A 12,835-nucleotide genomic window follows, 5' to 3' on the forward strand; every position below is an offset into this window, starting at 1 on the left:
GATGCACCAGCGCTCACCAACGACAGCTCGCCAACAGTTACGGGCACCAGTGATGCACCAAACAGCACCGTTACGATAACCTTTACCGATGCAGCCAATGCCGTACAAACTATTGATGTACAAACCGGTGCGAATGGTAATTGGAGTGCCACCCCAGCGACTGATTTAGCCGAAGGGAGTTACAGTGTCAGTGCCAGCATCACGGATGCAGCGGGTAACACGGGCACAGGTACAGACAGCGGCGAAGTGGATGTAACGCCACCGACTTTAGAGATCATTCCTTCGTTTGCCCTAGGCAATTTAGTCTCTCTTTCAGGGGATTCTGATTTACCAGAAGGGTCAGTGATCACAATTACCGAGTATTTAGTCGGTGGTTTAGTGGGCGCAACGTACACTGCTACCACGAATGCTGATGGCACATGGGGACTTGCCAACATAACAGTACCTTTGCTTAGTCTTGCGTATGTTACTGCAACTGCAAGTGATGCAGCCGGCAATGTTGCGAGCGTCAACTCACTTAATTTTGATAATGAAGCACCTGCGCTCACTGTGACTGTTGATGCCTTATCGAACGATGCAACGCCTGTGATCTCTGGTGTTACTGATATGGTTCAAGGAACCGAGGTAGAACTAACCGTTGTAGATAGTGCAGGTCAAAGCCAGCAGTTTACGGCCATAGTTCAAGCTAATGGAAGTTGGTCTGTTGAAGTGCCAACCGAGTTAGCACAAGGGCAGTACACTGTTACCGCAGAGGTAAGAGACGATGTGGGTAATTTAACCACTGAGCAAGCACAAGGTGAAATAGACAGCATAGCACCTACTCTTAGCGTTAATCCTATCGACACTACAGCAGATACAACGCCAACCCTATCAGGCACCAGTGATGCCATAGGTGCTGATGTAATAATTAGCATTGATGGTCAAACCTTTTTTGCGGTAGTAGATGCTGATGGAAATTGGCAGGTAGAGGTACCAACTGCACTTACCGATGGTAACTATACGGCACAAATTAATGTTGCTGACGACGCCAATAATATCACTAACACAACGATCGACTTAACAATTGATACTCAGATACCAATAGTCGCATTGGACGACATAACCGTATTTAACACAGATACGCCAGTTATTAGTGGTACATCTGGTGAACCTACTGGCACAAATGTAGATATTGTTATTACAGATAGTAATGGTGATACGCATACGTTAGCTGCTACGGTTGATGTAAATGGTAATTGGCAAACAACAGCGCCTAATTTACCTGAAGGAAATTACAGTGTTGTTGTTAGTATTACCGACGATGCTAATAATACAGGTTCAGCGACTGGAACAGGGCTTGTTGATACTCAAGCACCAACCATTACCATTGACGCATTAGGTACAATTAATAGCAGCACGCCTACTATTTCAGGTACATCTAATGAGGTTGAAGGTACTACAATTAATGTCACAATTACTGATGGTGATAGCATTGATACCTACACAACGACTGTGGGGGCAGGCGGGGCCTGGAGTGTTGATGTAACCACGCCATTAACTGATGGACAAGTGACAGTTTCAGCAAGCATTACTGATACAGCTGGTAACAGTAGTGAAGCAAATGCTACTGCTACGCTTAATACTAATGCACCTACCATTAATATAAACACCATTGTTGATACAAACGATCAAACACCTACGCTTTCTGGGTCGAGTAGTGCTGCAAATGGTACGTTAGTTACGGTTACTATTACCGATGTTAATAATGTCTCGCACACGGTTACAACAACTGTAACTGATAATACATGGAGTGTAGATGCGACAAATATCCTTCCTGAGGGCACGTTTACTGTTTCAGCTAATGTGACTGAAGGTGGCTTAACCAGCAGTGCAACAGATACAGGGCTGATAGATTTAACAGCCCCAGAATTGAATATTACACCGCTACTAACGAGTAATGATACAACGCCTACAATTTCAGGTACAAGTACAGCCCCACAAGGCGCCATAGTCGCTATTTTGATTACAGATAGCCTAGGTGCAGAGCAAACAGTTAATGCCACAGTCGGTGCAAATGGCACATGGTCAGTTGCAGCTCCTTTATCGCTTAGCGAAGGCACGTATACTGTTACTGCATCAACAAGTGATACCGCGGGCAACCCTGTAAATACTAGCACTACCGGTGTGGTTGATATAACCGCACCAGTGGTTAGCATTAACGATATTGTAGGTAGTACAGATTTAACACCTAGCGTTTCTGGCAATGTAACAGGTGCAGCCGTAGGAGATGTGGTTGCTGTGGTATTTACCGACTTCCAAGGTAATGCGCATACTGTCAATACAACGGTTCAAGCCGGTGGAACTTGGTCAGTAGAGGCAAGCAATAGCCTTTCCCAGGGGGCATATTCAGTAGAAGTATTTATTACTGATAATGCTGGAAATACAGGCAGCAATATCACTAACGCTAATATAGATACAATTGCGCCAGAAATTAGTATTGATCAAAGTTCATTAATACTTACCCAAGACAGCACGCCATTAATTAGTGGCACATCAAACGAGCCAAATACAAACGTTTTCGTTACGTTTACTGACTCAGCTGGCGCATCGCATCAAATTACCGTACAAACGGATGCTAATGGAGACTGGCAAGCCGCTGCAGACAACGTATTAGCAGAGGGGGTTTACAGTGTTTCGGCAACGATTACTGATAGCGCAGGAAATACCTCTGTTGATAGTAAAACAGGTGGCGAAGTAGATACAGTAGGGCCAGAGCTTACTATTGTGCCTTCGTTCGTATTAGGACAGCTAGTATCTTTATCTGGTACTTCCGATTTAGGTGAAGGTAAAACAGTCACCGTTAATTTAGAACTAGCAGGTGATTTGGCTAACTTAACTTACGATGTAACCACCGATGCCAATGGTGATTGGGAGTTATTAGGCCTAGCGGTTAATATTATTGGCTTATCAGTTGTTGAAGCCTCCGCAACTGATGAAGCGGGTAACACCACCACTATAACGACGGCAGATGTAGATGCTTCAACGCCGTTACTTAATGCGGTGGTTGACTTTGTAGCTGGCGAGGGTGATTTACCAGTAATTAGCGGTACGACCGACCAAGCCCCAGGCACCGAAGTGCTAGTGAGAGTGGTAGATAGCGATAACATAGCACAGGATTTGGTTGCTATAGTGCAGGCAGATAATTCATGGACTGTACAGGTTCCTCAATCACTTGCTGAGGGCGTGTTTACTGTAACTGTAAATGTATTAAGTGAAGTCGGGATCACAGCTACACAGCTGCTAAGCAGTGTAGTAGATACCATCTCGCCAACGCTTAATTTGCAAGTGATTGGTACAACGTCAGATTCTACTCCAATTATTCAAGGGACCAGTGATTTAATTAATGGAGTGGTAGAGATTCAGCTGGACGGAGGTTCAGTACTTACAACAACAGTGAATGCAGCAGGGCTATTTTCACTGGAGGTTGATGCGCTGACTGAAGGGCAGCATGTTGCCAACGTGAGTATCACTGATGATGCCGGCAATGTAGTAACACAAACGCTCGAGTTTGTTGTTGATACGTTAGTGCCTGTGGTAGATATTTTACCGTTGAGCATCAGCAATACTGACATTCTAACTATTTCTGGTACTTCAGAGGAGGCTCCGGGCACAGATATTGATGTAACTGTGATAGATAGTAACGGCAACGCAACAGTATTTGATGCCCTTGTTGGTAGCGATGGCACGTGGTCATTAGTAACCACTAGCCTACCTGATGGTATATATAGTGTATTTGCAAGTATTACTGATGCTGCGGGTAATCTAGGCCAGTCTGCTACTGAGCAAGTGACGATTGATACCATACCGCCATCGTTAGAAATAGACGCCTTTGGTGTACTTAATACATTAACGCCTACAATTACAGGCACCAGTGACGAAGAAACCGGTAGCTTAATCACTGTTAATATTACCGACTCTACAAACACACTTTATGAAGTTACTACAACAGTATTAGGAGATGGCACGTGGCTTGTTGTTACACCTTTACTTGCTGAGGGCGATTTAACCGTTGAGGCTATTAGTATTGATAACGCAGGCAATATAGCAACGGTGACGCAAACGGGCGTTGTGAGCACCACTTTACCGAGTCTATTAATTAACCCAATAATAGATACAAGCGATACAACCCCTACTATTAGTGGTACTACCGATGTAATAAACGGTAATGTAGAAGTTGTTATTACAGATAGCAGTGGTAATGCAACAACCTATAACACTCAAGCTATTGCTGGTGTATGGACATTAATACCGACCATTCCATTAGCTGAAGGTGCATTTACGGTTGATGCGACAGTCGAAAACTTAAACCTTACAAGCTCTACAAGTCTTAATGGCATAGTTGACTTAACTCCGCCTACAATTGAAATTAATGAACTTGCAGTTACGAATAACTCACTGCCAACCATCTCAGGTACAAGTGATGCTCCGGCAGGTACAACCATAAGCTTAGTACTTACTGATGCTAATAGTGATTCGCAAACATTAACTGCGCAAGTGGCAGGTAACGGAACTTGGTCAGTCACAGCTGTTACGCCGCTTAGTGAAGGCGATTTTAGTGCTACTGCAACAGTGAGTGATGCTGCAGGAAACTCATCAAGCGATACCATGGTTTCAAGTACTGATTACACAGCACCTATTGTATTTATAGACCCTATTGCAGTAGGCCAAGATACCACACCGACTATTACAGGCTCGGTAACCGGAAGTTTTTCGGGAGCTGCAGTTATGGTGATGTTTACTGACGCACTAGGTGAAACACACAATGTTTCAACAACAGTAAACACAGATGGGTCGTGGAGTGTTACAGCTTCGCAGCCTCTTAGTGAAGGGAACTACAGTGTTGATGTAAGCGTACTTGATAATGCAGGTAATATTGGCGAGCAATCTATAAGCAGCATAGTTGATTCAGGCATAGTAATTAACTCTGGTTTAGAATTAACAGCCGATAGCACACCTAAGATCTCCGGTACCGCAGGAGCAAATGAAGATATTACCGTAAGCTTTATAGATGAAAGCGGTACTGTTGTAACCAAGGATACAACAGCGGGTGAGACAGGTGTATGGAGCGTATCACCAGACAACGCTTTACTCGATGGGGCATACACTGTAACGGCTACCGCTACTGATGAATCTGGAAATGTTACTTCAAGTGGAAGCTTATCTGGGTTAGTGATTGACTCAACGCCTGTAGACTTCGAAGTGTCTAACTATTACTGGGGCTTACTAGGAATAGGTTTAACTGCAGAAGGCACAGTAGAAGAAGGAAATAGTGTATATGTTGTAGGAGCAAACTTACTTGGCCTTGAGGTGTTAAACCTAAACTTAAATGTGCTAGAAAGCGCTATGGAAATTCAACCTGATGAGAATGGAAATTGGAGTTCATTATTATCAGTTCTTGATTTAGGTTCTTGGTCTGATTATCGCTTTATCACAGTTGATGAAGCCGGTAATTATTTAATTAAGGATATTAATGACAATATTATTGACCAAGGAAACGACCCACAACTTGCTAGTGCAGGAAGTAGTGCAAGTGCCACCGATACAACATTTGGCTTAGAAGGGGCCGCTGAGCCGTTTAGCGAAGAAGCAGCATTAGGCGCTACTATGCCAAATGAAGCAGTAACCGGCGATGCTTTAGGAGAAACGGTTAATTTAAGTAATGTAAGTGCTTTATCGAGTACAGAGCAAACGGTGTCTATGAGCTCTACAGAGCCCCTTAATATCAATGATGTAATTATTGACGAAGATACCGAGCAACTCGTTGCTCTTAATACCTTGATTGACGATGAAGGCTCTGCAATTGCTTATAGCCCTGCACAAAGTGGAGGAAGTGTTGATGAGGCAGCGCCAGCAGTTGATGTTCAAAATCAATCAGAGGAAATGATTAAACACTTAATTGAAAATGGTAATAATCAAACAGATATTTAAATCAGTAACCCACTTCAGTTAAATAGCTGAAGTGGGTTTCTAAAACTCACTTAATCAAAAGTGTGGTTATTATTTTGTGCTAAGTAGTAAACCTAAAAAAGCCCTTATTGAGATTTCAATAAGGGCTTTTTTAATAAATTAGGATAGATAAAAGCAGTTAAGCTTTTAGGTTACGAACCAGCTTGCTGTCGGTATTAACTACACTACCGCCTTGGTCGTAAGTCATACTGGTTGGGGCGCCAATTAAAATATCTTTTAATTGTTTTACACTTAAGTGTGCTTGGCGGGCAGCATGTGAGTTTACTTTATTTTGTTTTTGGCACTGCGCTAACTGCGCTTTAACTTGCGCTACTCGTTCAGTTACGTCAGGGGCATTTTCATCATTTGCAGCAAAAAGTTTATTCAACTCTTTATCGAGCTGCGTAAGCTTAGTTAAAAAAGACATTTTTTGTTGGGCAAGTTCTTTTAAACCTTCACCTCTGCGAGAGGCAATAATACTAAGCTCTTCGTTTAATAACGCATATAATGAGTCCAAGCATTTAACTTGTTCATTTAATTTAACGCTAATTAAACTATTGTGATCAGCCATATACGTTAAACTCAAAATCAGCTAAGTTTTTAGTCAGCTTTTCAGCATCAATTTGGTATTTACCTTCGGTAATCGCTTTTTTAAGCTCAGCGACCTTTTCACTATCAAAGCCAGATGATTGCTGTGCTTTATCTTGCAGTGTTTTTAACTGCTGTGCTTGCGGCGTCAGGCTCACTGAATCGCTCGCAGCTTTGGGTGAAGGAGTCTGTGTTGTTTGTGTACTTGCAGCGTTATCTTTTTTAATATCAACTTGTTGCTGTTTTGCGTTTGTAAGCGCGTTAGCTTGTTGATTACTGCCATTAACTTGATTAACCATAATAATAAACCTGTATATTACCCAACTTATGCCAAGTTATCGGCATATACATAGGATACTTTAGTATAAATCGAAATTAAATATTAACTTGTACAGACTCTACACCATCTACGCGTGCATTCAAAATTTTACCGGATTTTTTATTCTTGATCTGTACTTGCTCACCAAGGGTGCCATCTTCAAGTGCTATCCCCGTGGTTTTTATTCTAAGTCCTTTAATACTCGCATAAATATTAACAGCGTCGCCTTTGCAAACCATACAAATTTGGTTGAGCAAAACCGGCATACCGCTTCTTATATTTCGCTTACTGCGGCTGCCAATAAGCATTAAAGGGTTATCTAAATATTGTACCCTAACAAACTGCGAAGGCTTCATTTGTACGCTTAAATGAGACTTAGTAATAACTTCACCACGGGCTAGATTTGCCGTGGCAACCACAACGGGCGCCATTTTAACGATTCTTACATGGACATATTGAGTCCAGCTTTGCGCATCGTTACATTTTATTTGTACAGTCACCTGGCGTGTAAATGGCGGCTCATTTGGCACGACTAATTCTGGCTCGTTTTCGCATACTCTATCAGGAATGCGGCTATCGAGGGCAAGCGCGGTAATCTCCACATTTTTTTCAAGTGGCACGGTAACTTGCTCTGCAATATGAGAAATTGCTATTTCTTGTAATAAATCTTTACTAAACACTTTTGCATGCAAAGGTGTTGCTAAGCAGAGGCTAGCAAGAAAATAAAAAACACTGTATCTTCTGACTTTTTTTAACAAACTCATAATGTTTCGACTATGCTTATGGTTTCAAACAGGGTATAAATATTTTGCGTCAAAAAGTAGACGCTCCCGCGATGTTATGTAGCTTTATAAACAGAAAGCAATTATCGTTCCGCATTATTTGTTTTCTTTAGGAGATTTGAATGGCAGGCATTTTAGACTCAGTAAACCAACGCACCCAGTTGGTTGGGCAGAACCGCCTAGAATTACTATTATTTAAGCTCAGAGGGCGTCAGCGTTTTGGGATCAATGTATTTAAAGTAAGAGAAGTACTGCAATGTCCTCCTTTAACGAGTATGCCTAAATCAAATGCATACATTCGGGGTGTGGCGCATATTCGTGGTCAAACTATTTCAGTTATCGACTTATCAATGGCCGTAGGCGGCCGACCTATTGAAAATGTTAAAGACAGCTTCATAATAATTGCAGAATACAATCGTTCAGTGCAGGGCTTTTTAGTTGGCGGCGTTGAGCGTATTGTTAACATGAACTGGGAAAAAATAATGCCACCTCCGTCGGGAGCAGGGCGTTACTCTTATTTAACTGCCGTTACCGAGATTGAAAACGAACTAGTCGAAATTCTCGATGTAGAAAAAATCTTAAACGAAATTTGTCCAGTAAATACCGAAGTTAGTGCCGACCTTGCTGCCGATAGTGCAATACAAAAAGATTTAGGCGAGCGCATTGTATTTATTGCCGACGATTCAGCTGTTGCACGTAACCAAGTAAAAAGAGCACTTGAGCCACTTGGCGTACAAACTGAGCTTGCAAAAAATGGTAAAGAGGCTTTAGTTAGGCTTAAAGAAATAGCCGAGCTTGATTGTAAAAATGATATTACTGAGCGTGTAGGTTTACTTATCTCTGATGTTGAAATGCCTGAAATGGACGGCTATACATTAACAGCAGAAATTAAAGCAGATCCAAAATTAGCGCCTCTACATGTTATTTTACACACTTCTTTGAGTGGGGTGTTTAATCAGGCGATGATCGAAAAAGTAGGCGCGGATGATTTTATAGCAAAATTTAACCCTGATGAATTGGCAACAGCAGTTAAAAAATGGGTTCATTGCGACTAAACAACAATAGGTGTTATTAATTTGAATAATAAAGATTTGCAGCAAAGTGACTACGATCAGTTTCGCTCATTTTTAGAGCAGCAATGTGGTATTGTGCTAGGCGAAAACAAGCAGTATTTAGTAAAAAGTAGGCTTGCGCCGCTTATGGCTCGTTTTAATGTTGAATCTTTATCACAATTAGTGAGTAAAACGCTTGGCCCTCATGAGCGGCAACTTAGAGCCGCTGTAGTTGATGCCATGACCACTAACGAAACCTTGTGGTTTAGGGATCAATATCCATTTGAGCTTTTAAAAAATAAACTGTTTCCAGAGTTTAAAGACGCCCGCCGACCATTAAAAATTTGGTCAGCGGCCAGCTCTTCAGGCCAAGAACCATACTCTATTGCCATGTCTGTTGCTGAGTTTCAGGCCAAGCAACCGGGCGTGTTGCGTATGGGGGCTCAAATTATTGGTACTGATATTTCTAACACAATGCTCGATATGTGTAAAAACGCTGAATATGATGCGTTGGCATTAGCGCGAGGCCTATCTGCAGAGCGCCGTAAAAAGTACTTTATGGATAGCGGCAACGGTATGGCAAAAGTTGTCGACTCAGTTAGAAAACAGGTGAGCTTTAGACATTTAAACTTGCTTGATTCTTACGCCTTAATGGGGAAGTTTGATATTATTTTTTGCCGCAATGTCCTTATATATTTTTCACCAGAGGTTAAAGCAAAAATAATTGGTCAGTTTGCCCAAGCACTAAACCCAAAAGGGTATTTATTTTTAGGTGCGTCGGAGTCGATGACGGGCTTAAGTAATGAGTTTGATATGGTTCGTTGTAACCCTGGAATCATCTACCAAAAAAAATAATCCCATCACTTTGTTATTAAAAACGACGTTCTTAGCGTCGTTTTTTTATTTAATAACAACCCTCTATAAAAAAATAACGTAACTAAAAACTACTGGCTTATAAATTGCTTTAACTTAAGCAAGTCAATTTTTTGGAGAACGTTATGGCTATCAGTTTTGATAAAGCATTAGGTGTGCACCCGCATGCAATGTTGATCCGCTCACAGCGGGCAGAAGTACTTGCCACAAATATAGCGAATGCTGATACGCCTGGCTATAAAGCAAAAGATATCGACTTTGCCTCAGCATTAAAAGCGGCAAGGTCAACTCAGCAAAGCGGCAATAGCATGGTTACTACCAATGAAAAACACATCGCAGGCGGTACTCGAAGTGTAGGTGGTTCTGAATTATTTCGCACTCCAAATCAAGGAGATACAGGCGATGGTAACTCAGTTGATATACAGGTGGAACGAAACTTGTATACACAGAATGCGATGGAGTATCAGGCAAGCCTGCAATTTTTAAGTAGTAAATTTAAGGGCCTGAATAAAGCGCTCGGTAGTCAAGGATAATAATTATGAGTTTATATAACGTTTTTGATATTTCAGGCAGTGGTATGAGTGCGCAAAATGTTCGCTTAAATACCACCGCGAGTAATATTTCGAATGCTAATACAATTAGTTCATCCCAAGACAAAACTTACCGAGCACGCCAACCTGTATTTGCTGCCGAGCTGACAAAAGCGTCTGCCTCAGCCAGCAACCCTCAGGGCTCCGCAGTTGGTGTTAAAGTGCTGGGAATTGTTGAGAGTAACAAACCACTACAAATTGAATATAACCCTAATCACCCAAGTGCGGATGAAAATGGCTATATCTATAAACCCAACGTTAATGTTGTTGAGGAGATGGCAAATATGATCTCTGCTTCTCGCTCTTATCAAACAAACGTGCAAGTTGCCGATGCAGCTAAGCAAATGTTAAGCAAAACGCTGTTACTTGGGCAGCGATAACCGAGGGTAGGTTATGAGTAACGATATTAGTACTAGTTCATCTTTTTTGGACTCTATAACTTGGCAAGAGACCCAAGTAGCGACAACCACTGAAGAGAGCGATGCATTAACGCAGGAAGATTTTTTCTCGTTGCTAACTCAGCAGCTATCGTATCAAGATCCGAGTAATCCGGCTGATAACGATCAGATGATTGCGCAAATGACTAACTTTACCATGGCGCAAGGCATCACAGATTTAAACACAAATTTTGAGTCACTTGCCTCGTCAATGACCTCAAACTCCGCTTTACAAGCATCAACGCTAGTTGGTAAGCAAGCGCTTTTAGAATCTAATACGCTTGAGCTTGGCGAAAGCGGAGAGGCAAAAGGGTCTGCGGTTGCTGAAGAAGCCGTTGATAATTTAACAATTAAAGTCACAGATGCTTCTGGGCAACTGGTTAGAACTATCGATATGGGTTCGCAAGCAGCGGGTGCAGTGCGCTTTAGCTGGGATGGTAATAATGAATCCGGTGAGCGCCTACCAGAGGGCGAATACACTATTACTGCAGAGGGCAGTACCAACGGCGAGTTTTCAAGCTTACCGGTGGCAACATTCAAAAACATTGAAAGCGTTAATATCAATGGCTCTAGTGGCATTATTATTAACACTAAAGAGGGTGCGGTTAGGTTGACTGATGTCGCAGAGATCGCATAACCAATTAAAAAGTATTTCGCCTGCTAGCAGGCTATTAGATTAAAAGTTAGAGGTGAATTATGAGCTTTAATATCGCACTTACAGGCCTAGCTGCCGCTCAAAAAGACTTAGACGTAACAGCAAATAATATTGCTAATGTAAACACCACCGGTTTTAAAGAATCGCGTGCTGAATTTGCCGATGTATACGCTGCATCTGTTTTTAGTGCAGGTAAAACTAAAAACGGTGATGGTGTGCAAACAACCATGGTTGCACAGCAATTCCACCAAGGGTCACTGCAATTTACTAACAACTCATTAGACTTAGCGATTACCGGTGAAGGGTATTTTGCAATGACCGACGATATTTCGTCGCAAGATTTAACCTACACTCGTGCAGGTGCATTTAAGCTTAACCAAGATAACTTTATGGTTGATGCCAAAGGTAATTATTTACAAGCTTTTCCAGTAGACGAGTCATCAGGTGATACCACATCGGTTAGTTTAAGTACTACAAACCCGATTCAAATTCCTGACTCATCAGGTTCACCTCGCGCAACCGAAAACGTATTTTTATCGTTCAACTTAGATGCAACAGCGGATGCAACAGGCCTCGATTTTGATCCGACATCGAACGGTACCTATAATTCGTCGACGTCTACTACAGTTTACGACTCATTAGGGGAACCACATATTCTGCAATACTTTTTTGTAAAAGAAGAAGATGCAGCTTCTGGGGGGACTGATAACAGCTGGGAAGTATACGCTACGCTTGATGGTAAAGTGGTAGACGGTACATCTGGTGCAGAGCAAACAACTACACCATATACACCTATTACCACACTTGGTTTTGATTCTAGCGGTTTACCCGCCACAACAGATGGTGTAGCAAATACTAACACCACCACGTTTGATGAAATTAATTTACCGGCAGGTTCAGGTACTGGTTTGTCGTCAATGCTTGATAACGGCGCAACATTCCCAAGTACAGGTATTGAACTAAACTGGCGTGATGAAAACAACACAGCTGGCCGTATTCCAACTCAGTACTCAAGTGGCTTTGAAGTAAAAGCACTTGACCAAGATGGTTCTACAGTGGGTCGTTTAGCGGGTATTGATATTGGCACAGACGGTAAAATTGTTGCCTCATACAGCAATGGCGATTCAACCTACTTAGGCCAAGTTGCTATGGTTCGCTTTCCAAACTCTCAAGGCCTTTCACAAGTAGGCGATACCAGCTGGAAGCAAAGCATTGACTCTGGTGAGCCAGTGGCCGGTGAAGCAGGCTCGGGTACTTTTGGTAGTATTAATTCATCCGCGCTTGAGCAATCTAATACCAACTTAACAAACGAATTAGTTGATTTGATTACCGCTCAACGTAACTACCAAGCGAACTCAAGAGCGCTTGAAGTTAACTCAACAATTCAGCAAAGTATTTTGCAGATTCGATAAGTTAACCTTATTTTTGGTTAAGACTCTAAGGCTGCATTTTTGCAGCCTTTTTTGTAGCTATGTAGCTAAAATTAGCCTAGCTGAACCGTTCAATACCTTCCTTATACTGCGTCAAATTTAACCTGGCATCTATTTTGCATTT

The 12,835-nt window shown here is 42.0% G+C and carries 10 protein-coding genes; 7 read left to right on the plus strand and 3 right to left on the minus strand.

Annotation, left to right across the window (positions count from 1 at the left end; genetic code table 11):
- On the plus strand, positions 1–5,967 hold a 5,967-nt coding region (locus PSH54_RS14285), incomplete at its 5' end, for an Ig-like domain-containing protein (protein ID WP_273606406.1).
- 157 nt (positions 5,968–6,124) lie between these two features.
- Here PSH54_RS14285 and flgN read toward each other — a convergent pair.
- The 3 genes from flgN to flgA all read right to left on the minus strand — a co-directional run bounded on the left by flgN (position 6,125) and on the right by flgA (position 7,656).
- The gene (gene flgN / locus PSH54_RS14290) at positions 6,125–6,556 is read right to left on the minus strand and encodes a flagellar protein FlgN (RefSeq protein ID WP_126007883.1); all 432 of its coding nucleotides are present in this window, start codon (positions 6,554–6,556) and stop codon (positions 6,125–6,127) included.
- Positions 6,549–6,872 carry a flagellar biosynthesis anti-sigma factor FlgM gene (gene flgM / locus PSH54_RS14295; RefSeq protein WP_004588011.1) on the minus strand — a complete coding sequence of 108 codons (324 nt, stop codon included), beginning with the start codon at positions 6,870–6,872 and terminating at the stop codon, positions 6,549–6,551. Before flgM ends, flgN begins: the two co-directional genes overlap by 8 nt.
- 76 nt (positions 6,873–6,948) lie before the next feature.
- On the minus strand, positions 6,949–7,656 hold the full coding sequence (gene flgA / locus PSH54_RS14300; protein ID WP_054982971.1) for a flagellar basal body P-ring formation chaperone FlgA: 708 nt from the start codon (positions 7,654–7,656) through the stop codon (positions 6,949–6,951).
- A 140-nt stretch (positions 7,657–7,796) separates the two neighbouring features.
- On the opposite strand from flgA, the gene PSH54_RS14305 reads away from it, so the two are divergent.
- From PSH54_RS14305 to flgE, 6 genes are all read left to right on the plus strand, one after another.
- On the plus strand, positions 7,797–8,729 hold the full coding sequence (locus tag PSH54_RS14305; protein WP_004588013.1) for a chemotaxis protein CheV: 933 nt from the start codon (positions 7,797–7,799) through the stop codon (positions 8,727–8,729).
- A 21-nt stretch (positions 8,730–8,750) separates the two neighbouring features.
- Entirely contained in the window at positions 8,751–9,581 is an 831-nt protein-coding gene (locus tag PSH54_RS14310) for a CheR family methyltransferase (RefSeq protein WP_004588014.1), read from the plus strand.
- Between the two features lie 143 nt (positions 9,582–9,724).
- On the plus strand, positions 9,725–10,132 hold the full coding sequence (flgB, locus tag PSH54_RS14315) for a flagellar basal body rod protein FlgB (RefSeq protein ID WP_029773927.1): 408 nt from the start codon (positions 9,725–9,727) through the stop codon (positions 10,130–10,132).
- Between the two features lie 5 nt (positions 10,133–10,137).
- Entirely contained in the window at positions 10,138–10,569 is a 432-nt protein-coding gene (flgC, locus tag PSH54_RS14320) for a flagellar basal body rod protein FlgC (RefSeq protein WP_004588016.1), read from the plus strand.
- 13 nt (positions 10,570–10,582) lie between these two features.
- The gene (locus tag PSH54_RS14325; RefSeq protein WP_004588017.1) at positions 10,583–11,263 is read left to right on the plus strand and encodes a flagellar hook assembly protein FlgD; all 681 of its coding nucleotides are present in this window, start codon (positions 10,583–10,585) and stop codon (positions 11,261–11,263) included.
- Between the two features lie 59 nt (positions 11,264–11,322).
- The gene (gene flgE, locus PSH54_RS14330; RefSeq protein ID WP_064386727.1) at positions 11,323–12,693 is read left to right on the plus strand and encodes a flagellar hook protein FlgE; all 1,371 of its coding nucleotides are present in this window, start codon (positions 11,323–11,325) and stop codon (positions 12,691–12,693) included.
- Positions 12,694–12,835 lie beyond the last annotated feature (142 nt).

The sequence above is a fragment of the Pseudoalteromonas sp. Angola-30 genome (assembly GCF_028599215.1).
Lineage (GTDB): Bacteria > Pseudomonadota > Gammaproteobacteria > Enterobacterales > Alteromonadaceae > Pseudoalteromonas > Pseudoalteromonas atlantica.